Source organism: Serratia symbiotica (Periphyllus acericola) (assembly GCF_964019515.1).
Classification (GTDB): Bacteria; Pseudomonadota; Gammaproteobacteria; order Enterobacterales; family Enterobacteriaceae; genus Serratia; species Serratia symbiotica_D.
Map to the genome: position 1 here is coordinate 542,531 of NZ_OZ026452.1, position 23,965 is coordinate 566,495.

The 23,965-nt window shown below is 51.7% G+C and carries 19 protein-coding genes and 2 pseudogenes; 19 read left to right on the forward strand and 2 right to left on the reverse strand.

The annotated features are described in order from the left end of the window. The first annotated feature begins 120 nt into the window (after window positions 1–120). The 19 genes and pseudogenes from AACL06_RS03095 to tilS all read left to right on the forward strand — a co-directional run bounded on the left by AACL06_RS03095 (window position 121) and on the right by tilS (window position 23,375). Window positions 121–1,022: pseudogene (locus AACL06_RS03095) on the forward strand (IS5 family transposase). A gap of 304 nt (window positions 1,023–1,326) precedes the next feature. Then, entirely contained in the window at window positions 1,327–2,052 is a 726-nt protein-coding gene (gene rpsB / locus AACL06_RS03100) for a 30S ribosomal protein S2 (RefSeq protein WP_339037816.1), read from the forward strand. A 133-nt stretch (window positions 2,053–2,185) separates the two neighbouring features. Beyond that, window positions 2,186–3,037: a translation elongation factor Ts gene (tsf, locus tag AACL06_RS03105; protein ID WP_339037818.1), complete on the forward strand. Its 852-nt coding sequence runs from the start codon at window positions 2,186–2,188 to the stop codon at window positions 3,035–3,037. Window positions 3,038–3,171: 134 nt separating this feature from the next. Further along, window positions 3,172–3,897, forward strand: a complete 726-nt coding sequence (gene pyrH, locus AACL06_RS03110; RefSeq protein WP_339037820.1) for a UMP kinase — start codon at window positions 3,172–3,174, stop codon at window positions 3,895–3,897. Between the two features lie 272 nt (window positions 3,898–4,169). Beyond that, window positions 4,170–4,727 (forward strand): ribosome recycling factor, encoded by a 558-nt coding sequence (frr, locus tag AACL06_RS03115; RefSeq protein WP_339037822.1) that lies wholly within the window; start codon window positions 4,170–4,172, stop codon window positions 4,725–4,727. A gap of 157 nt (window positions 4,728–4,884) precedes the next feature. Next, window positions 4,885–6,081: a 1-deoxy-D-xylulose-5-phosphate reductoisomerase gene (ispC, locus tag AACL06_RS03120; protein WP_339037824.1), complete on the forward strand. Its 1,197-nt coding sequence runs from the start codon at window positions 4,885–4,887 to the stop codon at window positions 6,079–6,081. 280 nt (window positions 6,082–6,361) lie between these two features. Continuing rightward, complete coding sequence (gene ispU, locus AACL06_RS03125) at window positions 6,362–7,141, forward strand: (2E,6E)-farnesyl-diphosphate-specific ditrans,polycis-undecaprenyl-diphosphate synthase (protein ID WP_339037826.1); 780 nt, start codon at window positions 6,362–6,364, stop codon at window positions 7,139–7,141. After that, a complete protein-coding gene (gene cdsA, locus AACL06_RS03130) occupies window positions 7,135–7,983 on the forward strand; it encodes a phosphatidate cytidylyltransferase (RefSeq protein WP_339037828.1) in 849 nt (282 codons plus the stop codon). The genes ispU and cdsA overlap by 7 nt, the downstream gene beginning before the upstream one ends. Window positions 7,984–8,011: 28 nt before the next feature. Beyond that, window positions 8,012–9,367: a sigma E protease regulator RseP gene (gene rseP, locus AACL06_RS03135; protein WP_339037830.1), complete on the forward strand. Its 1,356-nt coding sequence runs from the start codon at window positions 8,012–8,014 to the stop codon at window positions 9,365–9,367. A gap of 39 nt (window positions 9,368–9,406) precedes the next feature. Beyond that, window positions 9,407–11,812, forward strand: a complete 2,406-nt coding sequence (gene bamA / locus AACL06_RS03140; RefSeq protein ID WP_339037832.1) for an outer membrane protein assembly factor BamA — start codon at window positions 9,407–9,409, stop codon at window positions 11,810–11,812. Window positions 11,813–12,170: 358 nt separating this feature from the next. Further along, on the forward strand, window positions 12,171–12,668 hold the full coding sequence (skp, locus tag AACL06_RS03145; protein WP_339037834.1) for a molecular chaperone Skp: 498 nt from the start codon (window positions 12,171–12,173) through the stop codon (window positions 12,666–12,668). Window positions 12,669–12,672: 4 nt separating this feature from the next. Next, window positions 12,673–13,701 carry a UDP-3-O-(3-hydroxymyristoyl)glucosamine N-acyltransferase gene (gene lpxD, locus AACL06_RS03150; protein ID WP_339037836.1) on the forward strand — a complete coding sequence of 343 codons (1,029 nt, stop codon included), beginning with the start codon at window positions 12,673–12,675 and terminating at the stop codon, window positions 13,699–13,701. Between the two features lie 339 nt (window positions 13,702–14,040). Further along, a complete protein-coding gene (gene fabZ, locus AACL06_RS03155) occupies window positions 14,041–14,496 on the forward strand; it encodes a 3-hydroxyacyl-ACP dehydratase FabZ (protein ID WP_339037838.1) in 456 nt (151 codons plus the stop codon). A gap of 3 nt (window positions 14,497–14,499) precedes the next feature. Beyond that, window positions 14,500–15,288 carry an acyl-ACP--UDP-N-acetylglucosamine O-acyltransferase gene (gene lpxA / locus AACL06_RS03160; protein WP_339037841.1) on the forward strand — a complete coding sequence of 263 codons (789 nt, stop codon included), beginning with the start codon at window positions 14,500–14,502 and terminating at the stop codon, window positions 15,286–15,288. Between the two features lie 3 nt (window positions 15,289–15,291). Continuing rightward, window positions 15,292–16,440 (forward strand): lipid-A-disaccharide synthase, encoded by a 1,149-nt coding sequence (lpxB, locus tag AACL06_RS03165; RefSeq protein ID WP_339037843.1) that lies wholly within the window; start codon window positions 15,292–15,294, stop codon window positions 16,438–16,440. Next, window positions 16,437–17,030 carry a ribonuclease HII gene (rnhB, locus tag AACL06_RS03170; RefSeq protein WP_339037845.1) on the forward strand — a complete coding sequence of 198 codons (594 nt, stop codon included), beginning with the start codon at window positions 16,437–16,439 and terminating at the stop codon, window positions 17,028–17,030. The genes lpxB and rnhB overlap by 4 nt, the downstream gene beginning before the upstream one ends. Window positions 17,031–17,094: 64 nt before the next feature. Continuing rightward, on the forward strand, window positions 17,095–20,583 hold the full coding sequence (gene dnaE / locus AACL06_RS03175) for a DNA polymerase III subunit alpha (protein WP_339037847.1): 3,489 nt from the start codon (window positions 17,095–17,097) through the stop codon (window positions 20,581–20,583). 12 nt (window positions 20,584–20,595) lie between these two features. Then, window positions 20,596–21,555 carry an acetyl-CoA carboxylase carboxyl transferase subunit alpha gene (gene accA, locus AACL06_RS03180; protein WP_339037849.1) on the forward strand — a complete coding sequence of 320 codons (960 nt, stop codon included), beginning with the start codon at window positions 20,596–20,598 and terminating at the stop codon, window positions 21,553–21,555. Between the two features lie 491 nt (window positions 21,556–22,046). Continuing rightward, a complete protein-coding gene (gene tilS / locus AACL06_RS03185; RefSeq protein WP_339037852.1) occupies window positions 22,047–23,375 on the forward strand; it encodes a tRNA lysidine(34) synthetase TilS in 1,329 nt (442 codons plus the stop codon). Window positions 23,376–23,397: 22 nt separating this feature from the next. Here tilS and rof read toward each other — a convergent pair whose 3' ends face one another. Together rof and AACL06_RS03195 are read right to left on the reverse strand one after the other, a co-directional pair. After that, window positions 23,398–23,661, reverse strand: coding sequence for a Rho-binding antiterminator (gene rof, locus AACL06_RS03190; RefSeq protein ID WP_339037853.1), 264 nt, complete (start codon window positions 23,659–23,661; stop codon window positions 23,398–23,400). Continuing rightward, window positions 23,648–23,846 (reverse strand): annotated as a pseudogene (locus AACL06_RS03195) (YaeP family protein); the annotation flags it as partial. The gene rof and the pseudogene AACL06_RS03195, both read right to left, overlap by 14 nt. Window positions 23,847–23,965 lie beyond the last annotated feature (119 nt).

Here is a 23,965-nt window from a genome sequence, read left to right on the forward strand (position 1 = left end):
GGCTGCACTTAGCAAAGCGACAAGCAAAAGTGATGCAGTGATGATTAACGCTGGCAGGCGGATCAGATCACTCTCCTTCTGTCAAAATAGCGACATTCCGTGGCCTAGCAAAAGTTCAACATCATCAACTGGAAGGCTTACAATAATGCCCTTATCACTCGGGGTTCACTCACTTTCTCGGTGGATGAAACGGCACGTCACGCCTGGTACTGCGAGGCAAAACCTTCTCTGCGTGGTCGCCCACCACATTATTCCGATATGGCAATCACCAGCGTATTGATGCTGAAACGGATTTTCGGCCTGACACTTCGCGCCCTCCAGCGCTTCGTCTACTCCATTGTCACACTGATCAAAGTGCCGTTGAACTGCCCGGACGACACCTGCATCAGTAAGCGGGCAAAGTCCGGCCATGTCCCGTTTAAAACCCCAACGCCAGGTGAAATTGCGCACCTCATTATCGACTTTAGCGGGCTCAACGTGTTGGGTGAAGGTGAGTGGATGGCAAAAAATACGGTCAGGAAAAACGGCGGATCTGGCAAAAACTGCATTTGGCCGTAGATACAGAAACACATGAGGTCATCTGTGCTGACCTTTCTTTGAGCAATGTCACCGATACCGAAGCCTTCCCAGGTCTCATCCGTCAGAGGTACCGTAACATCAAAGTCGCCTCGGCGGATCGGGCTTAGGATACGCGAGTGTGTGATGATGAGTTAAGGGGCAAGAAGCTCAAGGCGGTTAATACCGCCCAGCAGCGGAGCCCGTTATTGGTCGGCAGACTATGCAGAGCGAAATCAAGCGGTGGCGAACCAGCGCCTTACCGAGATAACACACGGTGGAAAAGTATCACAGGCTACCACCGACGTTCGATAGCGGCAACAGCGAGGTACAGAGTAAAACAGCTATTTGGTGGTCACCTGTCGCTGCGATATTATGATGGGCAAGTTGCAGAGGCGCTGGCCATGATCTGTGCATTAAACAAGATGCCGATCGCCGGTATGCCAGAAAGTGTACGCCTTGCCTGAAAGATGCCAATTCACGGGACTCTTTATTCCAAATCCGATTTATTCAACAACGCCGCCAAATGCAACAAAATTTGGTGTCTATAGTGAGTTTGTGGTATAAAGCGCATCGGCAGATCCCCTGTTCTGTGTCCTAGTGACGATGGCGAAAATGGCCGAACATACTTTAACTGCACTCATAATTGTGTAAATAACACACACGTATCGGCACATTCGCCGGGGTGCTTTGCGGTGACCCGTCACCCCAAAGTCGGCGTTATGGGATACGTGGAGGTATAACCCCAACTAACTCTCTAGAGGTTTAATCATGGCAACTGTTTCCATGCGCGATATGCTCAAGGCGGGCGTGCACTTCGGTCACCAAACCCGTTACTGGAACCCGAAAATGAAGCCTTTCATCTTCGGTGCGCGTAACAAGGTTCACATCATCAACCTTGAGCAGACTGTACCCATTTTCAACGCCGCTCTGGCTGAACTGACCAAGATCGCTTCTCATAAAGGCAAGATCCTGTTCGTTGGTACCAAGCGCGCAGCAAGCGAAGCGGTAAAAGACGCTGCACATAACTGTGACCAGTATTTCGTCAACCATCGCTGGTTGGGCGGTATGCTGACTAACTGGAAGACGGTTCGTCAGTCGATCAAGCGTTTGAAAGATCTAGAAATCCAGTCTCAAGACGGCACCTTCGACAAGCTGACCAAGAAAGAGGCGCTGATGCGTACTCGCGAACTGGCCAAGCTGGAAAATTCTCTGGGTGGTATCAAGGATATGGGCGGGCTGCCTGACGCTCTGTTCGTTATCGATGCCGATCACGAACACATTGCGATTAAAGAAGCCAACAACCTGGGTATCCCGGTATTCTCCATCGTTGATACCAACTCTGATCCAGATGGCGTTGACTTCATTATCCCAGGTAATGACGATGCAATCCGTGCAGTTAATCTGTACCTGACTGCTGTTGCTACTGCGGTCCGTGAAGGTCGTTCTCAAGATCTGACCGTTCAGGCGGAAGAAAGCTTCGTAGAAGCTGAATAATAAGGCAAGCTCATCACCACTGAGCCCTTATTAACCAGTTATTGACATATGTTGGTTAGGGGGGCCTTGAGAGGCCCCCCTTTGCTTATCTGAATGAGACCTGTCTCTGTGCGAGATAACCTAGGAAAAAGAAATGGCTGATATTACCGCTGCTCTGGTAAAAGAACTGCGCGAGCGTACCAGCGCTGGCATGATGGATTGTAAGAAAGCGTTGGTCGAAGCCAATGGCGACATTGAGCTAGCGATCGAAAATATGCGTAAATCTGGTGCGATTAAAGCGGCGAAAAAAGCAGGTAACGTTGCTGCTGACGGCGTGATCAAAACCAAGATCGAGGGCAACTATGGCATCATTCTGGAAGTTAACTGCCAGACTGACTTTGTCGCTAAAGATACTGGCTTCCAAGCGTTCGCTGACAAAGTGCTGGATGCTGCTATGGCAGGTAAAATCAATGATGTTGACGTGCTAAAAGCACAGTTCGAAGAAGAACGCGTTGCGCTGGTGGCAAAAATCGGTGAGAACATCAATATTCGTCGCGTTGCTTCCTTGGAAGGCGACGTGCTGGGGAGTTATCTGCACGGTGCACGCATCGGTGTTCTTATCGCCGCTAAAGGCGCTTATGAAGAACTGGTTAAGCAAATTGCCATGCATGTTGCGGCAAGCAAACCTGAGTTCGTCAAGCCTGAAGACGTCTCTGCTGACGTGGTAGAAAAAGAGTATCAGGTTCAGTTGGACATCGCCATGCAGTCTGGCAAGCCGAAAGAAATTGCAGAGAAAATGGTTGAAGGCCGTATGAAGAAATTCACTGGCGAAGTTTCTCTGACTGGTCAGCCTTTCGTTATCGATCCGAGCAAGACCGTTGGTCATGTACTGAAAGAGTATCGTGCTGATGTTACTCAATTCATCCGTTTCGAAGTGGGCGAAGGTATCGAAAAAGCGGAAGCTGACTTTGCTGCTGAAGTGGCAGCAATTTACAAACAGTCTTAATTTTTGTAAATGGAACCGCCGTCTGGCGGCTCTCTACCATCTAGCCAAGTATTCACCAGTGACAAGCCCGATAGAGTAGTACTCAGCTCCGGCGTGTCTTATCGCCCTACCTATTGCCTTTTAGGAAGAACACCATGGCAACCAATGCAAAACCCGTATATCAACGTATCTTGCTCAAACTGAGTGGTGAAGCCCTGCAGGGTGCAGAAGGTTTTGGTATCGACGCTAGTGTTTTGGATCGCATGGCTCAGGAAGTGAACGAGTTGGTCGAACTGGGAATTCAGGTCGGTGTAGTGATTGGCGGCGGCAACCTGTTCCGTGGCGCGGGTTTGGCACAGGCCGGTATGAACCGCGTAGTGGGCGATCACATGGGAATGTTGGCTACCGTGATGAACGGTTTGGCTATGCGTGATGCATTACACCGTGCTTATGTGAACGCCCGCCTGATGTCAGCAATTCCGCTGAACGGCGTGTGCGACAACTACAGTTGGGCGGAGGCGATCAGCCTGCTGCGCAATAACCGCGTGGTGATCTTCTCTGCCGGTACGGGCAACCCGTTTTTCACCACAGATTCCGCCGCCTGCCTACGTGGCATCGAGATCGAAGCAGACGTGGTGTTGAAAGCCACCAAAGTGGATGGTGTATACTCCGCTGATCCGGTTAAAAACTCCGATGCGACGATGTATGAGCAATTAACCTATCAGGACGTGCTGGAGCGCGAACTGAAAGTAATGGATTTGGCGGCCTTTACGCTGGCGCGTGATCATAGCCTGCCGATCCGCGTGTTTAACATAAACAAGCCCGGTGCGCTGCGCCGTGTGGTGATGGGTGAAAATGAAGGTACCTTGATCTGCAAATAAGCCGACTAAGAGTCTATCCTAGTAGGCGTACATTGTTGTAGCAATGTTTGGACACCGACAGCGCGCCTCAACCGCAGCGTACATGGTGTACGTGAGGATGGTGAGCACTGCCTAAGGCCATAAGGGCAAAAATATAGCCTAATAGGCTAGGCTCTTATACCCATTCTCGGGCACAGATAAATGCCGAGCTGCTATCCGCGTCGCTTGAGTAGAATTCACGGGCGATATTAATGTATCGCCTGCCCAGTAACCAGCTTCCTAGGGTTAGAAACGTGATTAATGAAATCAGAAAAGATGCAGATATGCGCATGGAAAAAAGCTTAGAAGCATTCAAAAACCAAATCAGTAAAATTCGTACTGGCCGTGCTTCTCCAAGCATCTTGGATGGCATCATAGTGGAATACTATGGTGCAGCAACCCCACTGCGTCAGTTGGCCAGCGTTACCGTTGAAGATTCTCGCACATTGGCGATCAACCTGTTTGATCGTTCTTTGTGTTCGGTAGTTGAAAAGGCTATCATGTCTTCCGACTTGGGTCTGAACCCAAACTCAGCGGGTAGCGTGATTCGCGTTCCGCTTCCTCCTTTGACCGAAGAGCGCCGTAAGGATCTGATCAAAGTAGTGCGCGCTGAAACCGAGCAAGGGCGCGTGGCGGTACGTAACGTACGCCGTGATGCTAACGACAAAGTGAAAGCCTTGCTGAAAGACAAAGAAATCAGTGAAGATGCTGATCGCCGTTCTCAGGATGAAATTCAGAAAATGACCGATGCTTATATCAAGCTGATTGATGCCGCGTTGGTAGACAAAGAAAAAGAGCTATTGGATTTCTAATCAATATTGCGTAGAAAAAAGGCGTCGCTTGGGCGGCGCTTTGTTTATTGTCATGTAGATCCCGTTTCATAGTACTGAAAGATCATTAACAAATGGTGGCTAAGGTTACACACTGAAACACCTTCGGTCTCATCAGAGCGTTATTCAGAGTGGGTTCATGAAGCAAATGACTATTCTTGGCTCGACCGGCTCGGTAGGGATCAGCACCCTGGCCGTGGTCAGCGAAAATCCTGAGCGTTTTGCAATTAAAGCGTTGGTAGCTGGCCGTAATGTGGCGGTGATGGCGCAGCAGTGTATGGCGTTCCGCCCAGCTTATGCGGCGATGGCGGATGAAAGTGCTGCGCGCGAGCTACGCGTTATTCTCGCGGAAAACGGCCTAGCCACCGAGGTGCTGGCAGGTGAACAGGCTGCCTGTGAATTGGCGGCGTTAGGGGATGTCGATCAAGTGACAGCGGCGATCGTCGGTGCTGCTGGGCTACTGCCGACATTGGCAGCGATCCGCGCTGGCAAACAGGTGCTGCTGGCGAACAAAGAGTCGTTGGTAACCTGTGGTCGCCTATTTATGGAGGCGGTGCAAAAGAGTCAGGCACAGCTCCTGCCACTGGACAGCGAGCATAATGCAATTTTTCAGAGTTTGCCGGAGAGCATTCAGCGCCAGTTGGGATATGCATCACTGGACAAGCATGGTGTCTCGCGCATCGTGCTTACCGGTTCTGGTGGCCCGTTCCGCACTATGCCGCTAGATCAGTTCGCCACAATAACGCCGGATCAAGCCTGCGCTCACCCTAACTGGTCGATGGGGCGCAAAATCTCGGTGGATTCCGCCACCATGATGAATAAAGGTCTGGAATATATTGAGGCACGCTGGTTGTTCAACGCCTCTGCCAAACAAATGGAAGTGATATTGCATCCGCAGTCGGTGATCCATTCTATGGTGCGCTACGCCGATGGCAGCGTGCTGGCTCAGTTGGGTACGCCAGACATGCGTACCCCGATTGCCCGTGTGATAGCTTATCCGCAGCGGGTAAATTCCGGCGTGGAGGCGCTGGATTTCTGCCGTATTGGTTCGTTAACTTTTGCTGAACCGGAGCGCGAGCGTTATCCCTGCCTGTATCTAGCGATCGAAGCTTTCGATACCGGTCAAGCGGCTACCACTGTGCTGAATGCCACCAACGAGATCGCCGTGGCTGCGTTCTTGCACGAACAGATCCGCTTTACCGATATCGCCAAGGTTAACCGCAAAGTGCTAGAATGCCTGTCGTTGCAGGAGCCATCCTGCATTGATGCGGTCTTAAAAATAGATTGTCAGGCGCGTGCGGTTGCCAGTGAAGTGGTCAAGTCAATGCGAGTTTGATAACAGGTATTACTCGATTTTATTGATGATTCGCACATGCTGCAGTGGGTCTGTTTGTTCATACCCTGCCGAGCTGTTATAGTCTACACTAGTTTATTCGCGGTTATACAATTGAATATGTCCTGTATTGGCATTTGCCAATGCAGATAGCGGTTCAGAAATTTCTGGTATCGGAGGGAGATATTACAGAGCTGTATCGGACACATGGATTTTTTATAATAAAAACATTATATTAAAGAAAATCAGCTATATATTTCTATTGAGGAAATAAGTACCAGTTATGGTGTCCGCAAATCCACAAGAGGCTAATCCGTTCCACTTAGGGGCACGCCACGTTGCCATCATTATGGATGGTAATGGACGTTGGGCTAAACGTCAGGGCAAATTACGTGTCTTCGGTCATAAAGCAGGGGTGAAATCGGTACGCCGTGCAGTGAGCTTTGCCACTAGCAACCGTTTAGAAGCGCTGACGCTTTATGCTTTCAGTAGCGAAAACTGGAACCGATCGATACAGGAAGTTTCCGCGTTGATGGCGCTGTTTGTTCATGCCCTGGATAGTGAATTAAAAGGTCTGCATAAGCATAATGTCAGGCTGCGAGTGATCGGTGATATCAGCCGTTTCAGCAAGCGTCTGCAGGAGCGCATTCATCGCTCTGAGCAAATGACGAAAAATAACAATGGCTTGACGCTTAACATTGCTGCTAATTACGGTGGCCGTTGGGATATCATTCAGGGAATAAAGAAACTGGCTGAACAGATACAAGGCGGAATGTTGCGCTCGGAACAGATCAGCGAAGAATTATTGAGCCAGTGTGTCTGTATGAGCGATTTGGCACCGGTAGATTTAGTTATTCGCACCGGCGGTGAACATCGCATCAGCAACTTCCTGCTGTGGCAAATTGCTTATACCGAGCTTTACTTTACCGATGTTCTCTGGCCTGATTTTGATGAACATGTCTTTGAAGATGCGCTGAATGCATTTTCACAACGTGAGCGTCGCTTCGGGGGAAAAACACCTATCGTATCGGCACCTATGCCTCCCGGGGGAAACATTTGCTGAAGTATCGCCTCATAACTGCTGTGATTTTAATTCCGCTGGTTATCGCAGTTCTGTTTTTGCTGCCGCCGTTGATTTTTGTCTTGATAACTCTGGTGGTGTGCATGTTAGCTGCTTGGGAATGGGGTCAATTGGCCGGTTTTACTTCCCGCCCGAAACGCATTTTGTTGGCGATAATGTGCGGCTTTGTGTTGGCGCTGATGATGCTCAGCGTTCCCGCATATTCCCGTGCCGTTGACCTTTCGCTGATGGACGGCTCGCTATGGTTGTCGTTGGCCTGGTGGCTGACTGCACTACTGCTAGTGCTGTTTTATCCCCAGTCGGCAGAAGTCTGGCGTCATTCGCGTTCACTGCGCTTGCTTTTCGGCCTGCTGACCATCGTGCCTTTCTTCTGGAGTATGCTGGCGCTACGTCAGTGTGGCTATGTAGAGAACCATTTTGCCGGTGCTTGGTGGCTATTGTATGTGATGTTGCTGGTATGGGGCGTGGATTCCGGTGCTTACATATTCGGTAAACTGTTCGGCAAGCATAAACTGGCACCGAAGGTTTCTCCGGGCAAGACTTGGGAAGGGCTGATTGGCGGGCTAATGACTTCAGCGTTGATTGCATGGCTGTTTGGCCGCTATGCACCACTGAATATAGTGCCGGTCACCCTGTTGGTCTGTTCGGTGATCGCCGCGTTAGCTTCGGTACTAGGTGATCTGGTCGAAAGCATGTTCAAACGTGAAGCAGGTATTAAAGACAGTGGGCGTCTGATACCGGGCCATGGCGGTATACTGGATCGTATCGACAGCCTGACCGCAGCCGTGCCTGTATTTGCCTGGATGATGCTGTTAGTGTTTTAATCCGTCAATGGCGGGGAGTGAAGGGATAATGTTTAGTATACTCCGGAACCTGTTGGCGTTTTTGGTGGCGCTTGGTGCATTAGTCACCGTCCACGAGTTCGGGCATTTTTGGGTTGCCCGCCTATGTGGTGTGCGTGTAGAACGCTTCTGTATCGGATTTGGCCGTGCCCTGTGGTGCCGCACTGACCGTCAGGGTACGGAGTATGTTATCGCTCTTATCCCGCTGGGTGGCTATGTGAAGATGCTGGATGAGCGGGTGGAGGCAGTTGCGCCTGCACGCCGCCACAAGGCTTTCAACAATAAACCCATCTGGCAGCGCGCAGCGATCGTCAGTGCTGGTCCCATCGCCAACTTCTTGTTTGCTATTCTGGCTTATTGGCTGGTGTTCATCATCGGTGTTCCAGCCTTCCGTCCAGTCGTCGGTGAAATCTCGCCGCAGTCCATCGCCGCAAAGGCCGAAATTTCGCCCGGAATGGAACTTAAGTCGGTTGATGGTATCGAAACGCCTGATTGGGAATCCGTTCGTCTGGCGTTAGTGGCGAAGATTGGTGACAGGCAAACCGAGGTGGGTATGGCACTGTTCTGTTCTTCGCAACAGGTGATCAAGACTCTGGATCTACGCCAGTGGAACTTTGAACCAGATAAACAGGACCCCGTGGTGGCGCTGGGTATTATTCCACGCGGCCCACAGATAGAATCAGTGCTTGCCGAAGTGCAGCCGGATTCAGCGGCGCAAAAGGCAGGGTTACACGTAGGAGATAGGATAGTCAAAATCGATGATCAACGGCTGGATGGTTGGCAAACGTTGGTTAAGCGAATTCACTATAGCCCAGGCAAGCCGCTGGCTTTGGAGATCGAAAGAAACGGCCTCCTCTTGTTTTTGACGCTGATACCAGATACAAAAGCGATGGGAAAAGGCAAATCGGTAGGGTTTGCTGGCATCATTCCGAAAGTGCTGCCTCTGTCGGAAGAGTATAAGACAATTCATCAATATGGATTTCTCCCTGCGCTGTATCAAGCCAGTGACAAAACATGGTATCTGATGCGGCTTACGTTCAGCATGCTAGGTAAATTGATAAGCGGTGATGTAAAGCTGAGTAACCTGAGTGGCCCGATTTCAATTGCGCAGGGAGCGGGGGCGTCAGCCGGGAGCGGATTGGTGTATTATCTGATGTTCCTGGCTTTAATTAGTGTCAACCTAGGGATCATCAATCTGTTCCCTTTACCGGTGTTAGATGGTGGGCATCTCCTCTTCCTGGCGATGGAAAAGTTGAAGGGGAGGCCGGTTTCTGAGCGAGTACTGGATTACAGCTACCGCATGGGTTCGATCATGCTGGTATTGCTTATGGGTCTTGCACTTTTCAATGATTTTTCTCGCCTTTAGGGGCGGGGATAGGTTGGTTAGGAAGAACGCATAACAACGATGGCGATAAAAAAGTTGCTCATAGCGTCGCTGCTGTTTAGCAGCGCCACCGTATATGGTGCGGACGGGTTCGTAGTGAAGGACATTCATTTCGAAGGGCTGCAACGGGTCGCTGTCGGTGCGGCGCTGCTTAACATGCCGGTTCGCGTAGGCGATACCATCACTGACGATGATATCGGTAATACCATCCGTGCTTTGTTTGCCACCAGCAATTTCGAGGACGTTCGCGTGCTACGTGATGGTAATACGCTGATTGTTCAGGTTAAGGAACGTCCTACCATCGCCCGCATTACTTTCTCCGGCAACAAGTCGGTAAAAGATGACATGCTCAGGCAGAACCTGGAAGTCTCTGGCGTTCGGGTTGGCGAGGCCCTTGACCGCACCACGATTTCCAGCATTGAAAAAGGGTTGGAAGATTTCTACTACAGCGTCGGTAAATATAGTGCATCGGTGAAAGCCGTAGTGACACCGTTGCCGCGCAACCGTGTCGATCTGAAATTGGTGTTCACGGAAGGGGTCTCTGCCAAGATCCAACAAATCAATATCGTTGGTAACCATGCTTTCACCAATGATGAACTGATCTCACGTTTCCAACTGCGTGACGAAGTGCTGTGGTGGAACTTGGTCGGCGATCGCAAATATCAGAAACAGAAACTGTCGGGCGATCTCGAAAATCTGCGCAGCTTCTATCTGGATCGCGGTTACGCGCGCTTCAACATCGATTCTACCCAAGTTAGTTTGACGCCAGATAAAAAAGGCATCTACATTACCATCAACATGACTGAAGGCGGACAGTACAAACTATCTAAGGTGGTAGTGAATGGCAACTTGGCGGGGCACTCGCAGGAAGTTGCCCAGTTGACTAAAATCGAACCGGGCGAACTGTATAACGGCGGTAAATTGACCAAAATGGAAGACAACATCAAGACGATGTTTGGCCGTTACGGTTACGCCTACCCGCGTGTCGCCACCCAGCTAGAAACTAGCGACCAGGATAAAACCGTCACACTCCATGTAAATGTTGATGCGAGTAATCGCTTCTACGTGCGTCGTATTAAGTTTGAAGGTAACGATACCAGTAAAGATTCCGTATTGCGCCGTGAAATGCGTCAGATGGAAGGAGCTTGGTTGGGAAACGTTCAGGTCGAACAGGGTAAAGAGCGTCTGAATCGTCTGGGTTATTTCGAGACAGTTGATGTGGAAACCCAGCGTGTGCCGAGTAGCGCCGATCAGGTTGACGTCATCTACAAAGTGAAAGAGCGTAACACCGGTAGTTTCAACTTCAGCATTGGCTATGGCACAGAAAGCGGTGTCAGCTTCAAAATGGGCATGCAGCAGGACAATTGGCTGGGTACCGGTTATTCCGTCGGCATCAATGGATCTAAGAACAATTACCAGACTTATACTGAACTGTCGGTCACTGACCCGTACTTCACTATGGATGGCGTGAGCTTGGGTGGCCGGGTTTTCTATAACAACTTTAAAGCGGATAACGCCGATCTTTCTGATTATACCAATAAGAGTTATGGGTTTGATGGCACTCTGGGTTTCCCGATCAGCGAAAACAACTCGTTGCGTAGCGGTCTGTTCTATGTGCATAACGCTCTGTCGAACATGCAGCCTCAAATCGCCATGTGGCGCTACTTGAAGTCAGTGGTGATGGAGCCGAACACTGCCGATCGCGCCATCTACTCAACCGACGACTTTACCTTAAATCTGGGCTGGACTCACAATGATCTGGATCGCGGCTACTTCCCGACTTCGGGTAACCGCACCACGTTGAACGGCAAGGTCACCATTCCTGGCTCGGACAACAAATACTATAAAGTAACCTTGGATAGCGTGCAGTATGTGCCTATCAACAATGATCACACCTGGGTGTTGTTGGGGCGTGGCCGTCTGGGTTACGCCGATGGTCTGGGCGGCAAGGAAACACCGTTCTATGAAAATTTCTATGCAGGCGGTTCGAGCACCTTGCGCGGTTTCCAGTCCAACACCATTGGCCCTAAGGCGGTATACTATAATACCCACTCGCATAGCTGTGCCGACAAGACAAAGATTTATAATTCAGATGATGCCGTAGGCGGTAATGCCATGGCGGTCGCTAGCCTGGAATTGATTACCCCAACACCATTTATTAGTGAGAAATATGCCAAATCGGTGCGTACCTCTCTGTTCTTGGATACGGGTACGGTGTGGGATACCAAATGGCAGAATACCGCTGATACTCTCAAGTACGATGTGCCTTATTACAACAAGGTAAGCAATATTCGTGCTTCTTTCGGTGTCGCGTTACAATGGATGTCACCGCTGGGGCCGTTGGTATTTTCCTATGCTAAACCGCTAAAAAAACACTATGGCGACAAGTCTGAACAGTTCCAGTTTAACATTGGTAAAACCTGGTAAAGGGTTTCGCCTCAGGCCAAAAAAGAAGTTATACCCTAAATAATGCGAGTTGCAGGAGGCAGCAACGCAGTGACAGGTCAGTCGGGAACCGATTTAAGCAGTGCTTGTGCTGGTCCGCAGGCTGAACCTAAGGAATGAGGTTCATTAATCCACCGGAGTTTACCCCAGTCACTGACTGGGGTGAGCGAGGAAGGCTAACGCACAGGCAACGCGAAGTATGATAGGTATTTCAAGAATCGCAAATGCCAGGCATCCGTGAGCGGGGAGTTGCATCTCATCGTGTTTAGCAGGATAAGTCTGGCAGATTGTGTACTTCGGTGTCATTTGATACAAATGTGTAGATGGTAAGGAGTCTATAGTGAAAAAGTGGTTTTGTGCCTCAGGCCTCGGTTTAGTAATGGCTGCTTCAGCGGGTGTTCAGGCAGCAGATAAAATCGCTGCCGTTAACGTCTCCAGCATCTTCCAACAGTTGCCAGCACGTGAGACCGTGGATAAACAACTGGAAAATGAGTTTAAAGGCCGTGCGGTCGAACTCCAGAACATGGAGCATAGCCTTCAGACCAAAATGCAGCGTCTACAGCGGGATGGTGCTACCATGAAAGCCAGCGAGCGCAGCAAGTTGGAAAAAGAAGTGATGACGCAGCGCGAGCAGTTCTCTCGGAAAGCACAGGCTTTCGAGCAGGATAACCGCCACCGTCAGATGGAAGAGCGTAACAAAATCCTTAGCCGTATTCAGGATGTGGTGAAATCTGTTGCCAGCAAAGAGGGCTATGACGTAGTGATCGACGCTAATGCTGTTGCCTACGTAAGTTCTTCTAAAGACATCACGGCTGAAGTGCTGAAACAGGTTAAATAACAACATGTTTTCAATTCGACTGGCTGATTTAGCGCAGCAGTTGAATGCACAATTGCACGGTGATGGCGAACTCGTCATCATCGGCATTGCCTCAATGCATTCGGCACAGGCTGGCCAAATCACGTTTTTGTCAAACAGTCGCTATCAAGAGAAACTGGCCTCCTGCCATGCGAGCGCTGTGGTGCTCACCGAGGCAGATTTACCCCACTGCCGTTCTGCGGCGCTGGTGGTTAAAAACCCTTACCTAACTTATGCGTACATGGCGCAGTTAATGGATACTACCCCACTTCCCGCACAGGAAATCTCGCCAAGCGCGGTGATTTCGCCTACAGCAACGCTGGGGCAGCATGTCGCCATTGGGGCGAATGCGGTGATCGAGCCAGGTGCAGTACTTGGCGATCACATGGTCATCGGCCCAGGCTGCTTTATCGGTAAATGTGCACGTATCGGCGCGGGTACGCGTCTATGGGCTAACGTCACTATTTATCATGAGGTCGAGATCGGCCAGCATTGTTTGATCCAGTCCGGTACAGTGATCGGTGCTGATGGCTTTGGCTATGCCAACGAACGCGGTAACTGGATAAAGATCCCGCAGTTGGGTACGGTGATTATTGGTGATCGTGTAGAGATTGGCGCTTGCACCACCATTGACCGAGGCGCGTTGGATAACACCCTGATTGGGAACGGTGTTATCATCGACAACCAATGCCAGATTGCACACAATGTGGTGATTGGCGACAATACTGCCGTTGCTGGCGGTGTGATCATGGCAGGCAGCTTGAAAATGGGCCGTTATTGCCAGATCGGCGGTGCCAGCGTGCTCAATGGCCATATGGCCATTGCTGATAAGGTAGTGGTCACCGGAATGGGAATGGTCATGCGACCTATCACTGAACCTGGGGTATACTCATCGGGCATTCCGTTACAACCCAACAAGGTTTGGCGTAAAACCGCTGCGTTGGTGATGAATATCGATGAGATTAGCAAGCGCTTGAAAGCTGTAGAACGAAAAGTTGGAAAAGACGATACCTGATAAATGGTACGCTGCATTATAGCGCGGTAACTGAGCGACAAATAAGTCATAAAACGGTTTAAATAGCGCAGGGGGGAGCCTCAGAAAAGGCTCATAATCCCTTGGAGCATAGACTGTTATGTGACTGAGGTGAGCGAAGGCAGCTAACAAAAATGCAGTTTGTCAGATGAAGGGTCTAATCACCTACTCGCCCACCATACTGAGTACTATACAAAACGCGTTTGTCATGAGACCAAAAGTATAAAGAGTTGCTAATTTGCGTCCCGTACGATGATCTCTTCTGGGGTCAGCGCAGGCCGTGTTGTTAATGTCATCAGTTTTAAAGACAGGAAGAGTATTTTGATTACTGACACTCATACTCTGGATATTGCAGAAATTTTGGAACTGCTTCCTCACCGTTACCCGTTCTTACTGGTTGATCGCGTCCTCGATTTTGAGGAGCACAAGTTCCTCCGTGCGGTGAAGAACGTATCTGTTAATGAGCCGTTTTTCCAAGGACATTTCCCTGGAAAACCGATTTTCCCAGGTGTATTGATTTTGGAAGCCATGGCACAAGCCACCGGCATATTGGCGTTTAAAAGCGTCGGTAAACTGGAGCTGACCGAGCTGTACTATTTCGCCGGTATTGACGAAGCTCGCTTCAAGCATCCGGTAGTGCCTGGCGATCAGATGATCATGGAAGTCACCTTTGAGAAAACCCGTCGTGGTTTGACGCGTTTTAAGGGCGTGGCGATAGTTGATGGTAAAATTGTCTGCGAAGCAACCATGATGTGTGCCCGCAGCAGGGAGGCTTAATCCGTGATTGACGAAACTGCCTTTATCCACCCCAGTGCGATAGTCGAGGAAGGCGCTGTTATTGGTGCCGGTGTATATATTGGTGCCTGCTGCTATGTCGGCTCTCAGGTGGAAATCGGCATTGGCACGGTACTGAAATCTCATGTTGTGGTGAACGGCATAACCAACATTGGCCGCGATAACCAGATCTATCAGTTCGCCTCCATTGGTGAAGTGAATCAAGATTTGAAATACGCAGGCGAGCCAACGCGCGTTGAAGTGGGTGACCGCAATCGCATCCGCGAAAGTGTCACCATCCATCGCGGTACTGCGCAGGGAACTGGCCTGACTAAAGTAGGTAATGACAACCTGCTGATGGTTAACGTGCACATTGCACATGATTGTGTGGTCTGTAACGCCTGTGTGCTGGCTAACAACGCTACGTTGGCGGGGCATGTTGAGGTCGATGACTATGCCATTATAGGCGGTATGACGGCGATCCATCAATTCTGCATTATTGGCGCGCATGTGATAGTGGGGGGATGCTCCGGCGTTGCTCAGGATGTGCCTCCTTTCGTCATCGCCCAGGGTAACCGTGCTATGCCGATCGGCGTTAACGCTATTGGCCTGAAACGCCGAGGTTTTGATAAGGATGAGATCCAGACGATCCGTAACGCTTACAAGATCCTTTATCGCCGTGAAAAAACGCTGGATCAAGCGAAGGCAGAAATCGAAGCTCTAGCCAAAGAGCAGCCAGTGGTACAGCAGTTCCTCGATTTTTTCACCCGTTCAACCCGTGGTATAATTCGCTGACTTATGCCAAAGCGCCCACTGACTATTGGATTAGTCGTCGGAGAAACCTCCGGTGATATTCTAGGCACCGGATTAATCCGCGCGCTCAAGGCACGGGTACCCAACGCGCGTTTTGTTGGCGTCGCTGGCCCACTTATGCAGGCTGAAGGCTGTGAAGCCTGGTACGAAATGGAAGAACTGGCGGTAATGGGCGTGGTGGAAGTGATGGAGTGTTTGCCACGCCTACTAAAGCTCCGCAAGGATTTGACCCGCCGCTTCAGCGACCTAAAGCCGGATGTGTTTGTCGGTATCGATGCGCCGGACTTTAACATCACGCTGGAAGGCCGTCTTAAGCAGCGCGGCATTCGCACTATCCACTATGTCAGCCCATCGGTCTGGGCTTGGCGTCAGAAGCGCGTTTTCAAAATTGGCAAAGCCACTGATTTGGTGCTGGCCATTCTCCCTTTCGAAAAAGCGTTTTATGACCTTTTCAACGTTCCGTGCCGGTTTATCGGCCACACCATGGCGGATGCTATGCCACTACAGCCGGATCGACTGGCAGCACGTGTTGCGTTGGATATTGACCCACAGGTTAGTTGTCTGGCGCTGTTGCCCGGCAGCCGCAGCGCAGAAGTCGAGATACTGAGTGCTGATTTCCTGAAAACCGCGCAACAGTTGCGTAGCCATTATCCAGATCTGGAAGTGGTGGTGCCGTTGCTCAACGCCAAGCGGCGCGAGCAGTTCGAACGCATCAAGGCTGAGGTGGCTCCGGAGCTGACTGTACATCTGCTGAACGGGCAGGGGCGCAAAGCGATGATAGCCAGCAACGCGGCGTTGTTGGCATCGGGCACTGCTGCGCTGGAGTGCATGCTGGCCAAGTGTCCGATGGTGGTGGGTTACCGCATGAAGTCGTTTACCTTTTGGCTGGCGCAACGGCTGGTGAAGACTCCTTATGTATCACTACCCAACCTGCTGGCGGGACGAGAAATTGTTACCGAGCTACTGCAAAATGATTGCGTGCCGGACAAGCTAGCAGCGGCGTTGATGCCGTTGCTGGAAGACAGCTCGCAGAGTGAAAAACTGAAGCAGGCCTTCCTGACCTTGCACCAAAGCATCCGCTGTGGTGCCGATGAACAGGCCGCTCAGGCGGTGTTGGAAGGGGCGTTAGCATGATTAAACCTTTTATCTATCCCGCTGCACTGCTGATTGCCGGTGTAGATGAGGTGGGTCGTGGCCCGCTGGTTGGTGCCGTGGTGACCGCCGCGGTGATCCTCGATCAAGCGCAGCCGATCGTCGGCTTGGCGGACTCGAAAAAGCTCAGTGAAAAGCGCCGCCTGGCACTGTATGAGGAAATTATCGCCAAGGCATTGTCCTGGAGCCAGGGGCGTGCTGAGCCGGAAGAGATTGACAGGTTGAATATTCTGCACGCTACTATGCTGGCGATGCAGAGGGCGGTTGCTGGGTTGTCTATTGTACCGGATATGGTGCTGATCGACGGTAACCGCTGCCCAACGTTACCGATGCGCTCGCAGGCGGTGGTGAAGGGCGACAGCCGCGTGGCGGAAATCAGCGCGGCGTCGATTCTTGCTAAGGTCACACGCGATCTGGAAATGATTGAGTTAGATCGTGTGTTCCCTGGCTACGGCTTCGCGCAGCACAAGGGCTACCCGACCGCCTTCCATATGGAGCAACTGGCTGTGCTGGGGGCGACCGAACACCACCGCCGCAGTTTTGCCCCGGTGAGAAGGGCGCTGGAGCTATAAGCTGCAATGCGTAAGCGTTAACCTTAGCTCGGTATGCCGAGCCACTTCATTCAGGTATCTGGATATGGCCGAACCCCATTTCATTCACTTGCGTGTTCACAGTGACTACTCGATGATTGATGGATTAGCAAAGATTGTGCCTTTGGTGAAGAGAGCTGCTGCCTTAGCCATGCCTGCTTTGGCAATCACCGACTTTACCAACTTGTGCGGTCTGGTGAAGTTCTACGGTAGTGCGCATGGCGCGGGGATTAAACCGATCATCGGCGCGGATCTCCATGTGCAAAGCGACGTGCTGGGCGATGAGTTGGCGCAGCTCACGGTATTGGCCACCAACAGCGCAGGCTACCAGAATTTGACACTGCTTATTTCCCGCACCTATCAGCGCGGCTATGGTTATGCTGGGCCGATTATCGATCGCGACTGGCTGATCGAACACCGTGAAGGGCTGCTGTTGCTGTCAGGCGCGCGGCACGGCGACGTCGGCAAATTTCTGCTGCGCGGCAACCAGCCGCAGGTTGAGCAGTGTCTGGATTTCTACCAGCAGTATTTCCCTGATTGTTACTACCTGGAACTGATCCGCACCGGCCGTCCAGACGAAGAAAACTATCTGCACGCTGCTGTGGCGTTAGCCACTGAGCGTGGTTTGCCGGTGGTGGCCACCAATGACGTGCGTTTTCTGGAAGAAGACGACTTCGATGCCCATGAAATTCGCGTAGCCATCCACGAAGGCTTTACGTTGGATGATCCCAAGCGCCCGCGCAACTATAGCCCACAGCAATATATGCGCAGTGAAGACGACATGTGCGAACTGTTCGCCGATATCCCGGAAGCGCTGCTTAACAGCGTCGAGATCGCCAAACGTTGTAACGTGACCATTCGCTTGGGTGAATACTTTCTGCCACAGTTCCCGACTGGCGACATGACCACAGAGGATTTTCTGGTGCTCAAGTCGAAGGAAGGGCTGGAAGAGCGCCTCACGTTCCTGTTCCCAGATCATGAAGTGCGCGCCCAGCGTCGCCAGGAATATGACGAGCGTCTGGATGTTGAGTTGAAAGTGATCAGCCAGATGGGATTCCCTGGTTACTTTTTGATCGTCATGGAGTTCATCCAGTGGTCGAAGGACAACCACGTCCCGGTAGGGCCAGGACGTGGTTCTGGTGCTGGTTCACTGGTGGCCTACGCGCTGAAAATCACCGACCTTGATCCGCTGGAATTTGACCTACTGTTCGAACGTTTCCTCAACCCGGAACGCGTTTCGATGCCAGACTTTGACGTCGATTTCTGCATGGAAAAGCGCGATCTGGTGATCGATCATGTGTCGGAAATGTATGGCCGTGAAGCAGTATCGCAGATTATCACTTTTGGCACCATGGCGGCGAAAGCGGTGATCCGCGATGTGGGCCGCGTGCTGGGTTATCCGTATGGCTTCGTTGATCGCATTGCCAAATTGGTGCCGCCTGATCCGGGCATGACGCTGGAGAAGGCGTTTGTCGCCGAACCGCAACTACCTGAAATTTATGAAGCCGATGAAGAAGTCAAAGCGCTGATCGACATGGCGCGCAAGCTGGAAGGGGTGACGCGCAACGCCGGCAAACACGCTGGCGGCGTGGTGATCGCACCGACCAAAATCACCGACTTTGCGCCGCTTTACTGCGATGCCGAAGGCCACCACCCGGTGACCCAGTTTGACAAAAACGACGTAGAATATGCCGGGCTGGTGAAGTTTGACTTCCTTGGCCTGCGTACTTTGAGCATTATCGACTGGGCGCTGGAGATGATCAACGCACGGCGTGCCAAAAGCGGTGAGCCGCCGATCGATATCGCTGCCATCCCGCTGAATGATAAGAAAAGCTTTGACATGTTGCAGCGCTCGGAAACCACTGCGGTGTTCCAGCTTGAATCGCGCGGAATGAAAGACCTGATTAAACGCCTGAAACCCGACTGTTTCGAAGACATGATCGCATTGGTGGCACTATTCCGCCCTGGTCCGCTGCAATCGGGTATGGTCGATAACTTCATTGACCGTAAACACGGGCGTGAAGAGATCTCCTACCCGGATATCCAGTGGCAGCATGAGTCGCTCAAGCCAGTGTTGGAACCGACCTACGGTATCATTCTGTATCAAGAACAAGTGATGCAGATAGCTCAGGTACTGGCTGGTTATACACTGGGTGGCGCGGACATGCTGCGCCGTGCGATGGGTAAGAAGAACCCGGTCGAAATGGCCAAGCAGCGTGGTGGTTTTGAAGATGGTGCGAAATTACGTGGCATCGACGGTGAATTGTCGGTCAGGATTTTCGATCTGGTGGAAAAATTCGCCGGTTACGGTTTCAATAAATCTCACTCTGCCGCCTACGCATTGGTGTCTTACCAAACGCTATGGCTGAAAGCACACTATCCGGCCGCGTTTATGGCGGCAGTAATGACCGCAGATATGGACAATACCGATAAGGTGGTGGGGCTGGTGGATGAATGTTGGCGCATGGGGCTGAAGATCCTGCCGCCGGACATCAACAGCGGGCAGTACCGTTTCCACGTCAACAATGAGGGTGAAATCGTCTATGGCATTGGCGCGATTAAAGGTGTGGGTGAGGGGCCGATCGAAGCTATTATTGAAGCGCGTAACAGTGGCGGGCAGGGCTACTTTAAAGATTTGTTTGATCTTTGCGCACGTTCCGACATTAAGAAGCTGAACCGTCGCATTCTGGAAAAGTTGATCATGTCTGGGGCGTTCGATCGCTTGGGGCCGCACCGTGCTGCGCTGATGAACTCATTAGGCGATGCGTTGAAGGCAGCCGATCAGCATGCCAAAGCCGAAGCCATAGGCCAGGTAGACATGTTTGGTGTGCTGTCGGAAGCACCGGAGCAAGTGGAGCAATCCTACGCTAATGTGCCCCGCTGGCAGGAGCAGGTGGTGCTGGCCGGTGAGCGGGAGACGTTGGGGCTATACCTCACCGGCCACCCGATCACTCAGTATCTGAAGGAAATCGAACGCTATGCCGGTGGTCAGCGTTTGAAAGACATGCATCCGACGGATCGGGGCAAGATGACTACCGCTGTTGGTCTGGTGGTTGCCGCGCGAGTGATGGTCACCAAGCGCGGCAACCGCATCGGTATTTGTACGCTGGATGACCGCTCAGGCCGTCTGGAGGTAATGCTATTCACCGAGGCGCTAGAAAAATACCAGCATTTGCTGGAAAAAGACCGTATCCTGATCGCCACTGGGCAGGTTAGCTTTGATGACTTTAGCGGCGGGCTTAAAATGATGGCTCGCGAGGTAATGGATATCAGTGAAGCTCGTGAAAAATACGCGCGTGGGCTTGCTGTCTCGCTGATGGACAGGCAAATTAATGACCAGCTTTTGAACCGTCTCCGCCAGTCGTTGGAACCCCATCGTTCGGGGACGATCCCAGTGTACCTCTACTATCAGCGGGAAGATGCTCAGGCCAGGCTGCGTTTTGGCGCAACCTGGCGCGTGACGCCCACTGACCGCTTGTTGATAGATTTGCGGACTTTGGTAGGCAATGAGCAGGTGGAACTGGAATTTGACTAAAATAGGAATGTTATGAGTCTGAATTTTCTTGATTTTGAACAGCCGATTGCAGAGCTGGAAGCGAAAATTGACTCGCTGACAGCCGTCAGCCGTCAAGACGAAAAATTAGATATTAATCTGGACGAAGAGGTTCAACGCCTGCGTGAAAAGAGCGTTGAACTGACGCGCAAGATTTTTGCCAATCTTGGTGCTTGGCAGATCGCCCTACTGGCACGCCACCCGCGCCGTCCTTATACCCTGGATTATATCAAACACATCTTTAGCGACTTCGAGGAGTTGGCAGGCGACCGCGCCTATGCTGATGATAAAGCGATCGTTGGTGGCATTGCGCGCCTGGATGGACGCCCGGTGATGATTATTGGTCATCAGAAAGGTCGCGAAACCAAAGAGAAAATCCGCCGTAATTTCGGCATGTCGGCACCCGAAGGCTACCGTAAGGCGCTGCGTCTGATGGAAATGGCTTCCCGCTTCAAGCTGCCGATCATTACCTTTATCGACACACCGGGTGCTTATCCGGGTGTGGGTGCGGAAGAGCGCGGACAGTCTGAAGCTATCGCGCGCAACCTGCGTGAGATGTCGCGTTTGAATGTGCCGGTGATTTGTACGGTGATCGGTGAAGGCGGTTCCGGCGGCGCGCTGGCGATCGGTGTGGGCGATAAAGTGAATATGTTGCAATACAGCACCTACTCGGTGATCTCGCCGGAAGGTTGCGCATCGATCCTGTGGAAGAGCGCCGACAAGGCACCATTGGCCGCAGAAGCAATGGGTATCACTGCAGCGCGTCTAAAAAAGCTGAAGCTAATCGACTCGGTGATCCCCGAACCGCTAGGTTCCGCTCACCGCGACGTGTCGGCGATGGCTGCTTCGCTGAAAGCGCAGTTTTTGGCTGACCTGAAAGATCTCGATGGTCTGAGCAACGAAGAACTGCTGAGCCGTCGCTACCAGCGCCTGATGAGTTACGGCTACTGCTGAGTTTATTCTAGGGCGGCGTTTTGATAGGATGCGCTGTGCTAAGCTACCCTTGAGCTTGTTGCTGGTGGACGTGGTACATCTGCACAGGCACTTAGGGCCTATCCCATTAGGCTATTTTATTTGCCATTTTGGCCCTGGGCAGTGCTCACAATGCTCACGTACTCCATGTAAACTCCGGCTATTCCGCGCTGTCCGTGTACAAACTGGCTGCAACAATGTACGCTTAGGGGTAGGTGCTTAGCCAACAATGAACAGGGCAAAGCGTTCTGACATAGAAGGATGTTGGCACTATGTCAGGTGTGTCCTGCTTCCATCATTGGCTAGGAATACACGGCTAGCCAGCATGTTTACGGTGATATTCTGGCTTCAGTGGGGAGTGAAGTATCGAACTGTTTTGACTTATCCACGTTGCCGGTTTGCATCAGCCAACCCAGGAGCCAACGGTTCTTAAGTACTGACGCTTTTGGGTATAGAAGTGATAAATCTTATCAATGGAAACCAATCAATTAGCGGCTCAGGTCGCGCACCAACTGGGTGAGCATCGGCAATTGCTGGTGACGTTCAGCGGCGGGCTGGATTCCACGGTGTTGTTGCACTTGCTGGCGCAGTTGCGCCAGCAGCATCCAGAATTTCAGCTACGAGCAGTGCATGTGCATCATGGCTTGAGTGCGTTTGCTGATACCTGGGCAGATCACTGTGGGCGGCAATGCGCAGCCTGGCGGGTGCCGCTGACGGTGCAACGGGTTCAAGTGGATGACCGTGCGGGTGGCATCGAAGCAGCAGCGCGCACAGCACGTTATGACGCCTTTAACGCAACGCTGAAAGCCGATGAGATCCTGATTACCGCCCAGCATCTTGACGATCAAAGCGAAACCTTTCTGTTGGCGCTCAAACGCGGTAGCGGCCCAGCCGGGCTATCGGCGATGGCGGCGTGTGGCAGGCTGGCTAACCATGTGTTATTACGGCCACTGCTTGGCTGTTCTCGCCTGCGGCTCGAGGCTTATGCACAGCAGCACCAGTTATCCTGGATATACGACGACAGCAATCAAAATCCGCGTTTTGACCGCAATTTTCTGCGGTTGCAAGTGCTGCCGCTACTGAACCAGCGCTGGTCTCACTTTACATCGGCGGTCGCCCGCAGCGCTAGCCTGTGTGCCGAACAAGAACAATTGTTGGACGAGCTGTTGGCTGACCAGTTGCGTACTTTATTGGCGGAAGACAACTCACTGGTGATCGAGGGTCTACTGGGATGTTCACCGGCATGTCGTTTTGCCCTGTTGCGCCGTTGGATTGCACGCCAAGATGTCACCCTGCCTTCGCGTGAGCAATTGCAGCACCTGTGGGATGAAGTAGCGCTCAGTCGTGTGGACGCTTCACCCCGGTTGCAACTGGGAACCTATCAAATTCGCCGCTTCCATGGTCGGTTATATTTACTGCCGCTGATGGCGAACCTACGCGATATTCGTCTAAATTGGTCACGAACCGCGCCATTGACGTTGCCCGATGGGTTAGGCCACTTAATCAGTGGCAAAGGGAAAATGCATCTGCGCTCCCCACAGCCCGCAAAGCAGGTCAGCGTCCGTTTTAGCGCACAGGGTAGCGTCCGCATCGTCGGGCGCGCCCGTTCGCTACCGATTAAAAAGCTGTGGCAGGAGTTGGGTGTTCCCCCTTGGCTGCGTGAACGCATCCCCCTGATCTATTATGATGAGCAGCTTATCGCTGCGCTGGGCGCATTTGTCTGCGAAGAGGGTAGGGTGCCAGAGAAGGAACAACCGTGGCGGCTGCATTGGGATAAGAATCATAACGTTAAGGCGCAATGATGACATGAAGTTACTGTCGTTATCAGTCGGAGAGGCTGACGACAACAGTACCGATTTTCGGGTGAGTGAAACTGAGGATGTGATCCAGACTTAAACTGAAATCATTGCCAGCCTGATCGATAATCAGGTAATCGATACCCTTGGTAAATTTCAGTTTGTTGGCTTTGCCTTCGAGTTTTTCTCCGTCGCGTAACTCTAGCTTCAGAATGTAGTTATGCTGGCAGGTGAGTTCCAGGCTTTGATAGTCATCGCAATTGATGGATTGGTACTCATCATTCATCAACATAGTCGCTCACCAATAAGTTAGCGGTGGCAAAGGCCGCCTGTTCCCTAATGGAGGACGATAACGCGTTATTCGCAGCGACATCGTCCAATACCTTTAACACACATATGCGAGCATATCAGGCATGTAGCCGAGATTTCCATTGCCAATCTCGGCGTAAAACGGCGTACTAGCTCACAGTAATGTTGTTGTACAGTTTCTTTCCCTTAAGAACGTCTGTTTCACCGCAGGCTAATATAGCGATGAAGCGTAGGTTCGCAGAATTTTCCCCTATCTAGACGACTGTAGCACAGCCATTGTGGAGTTA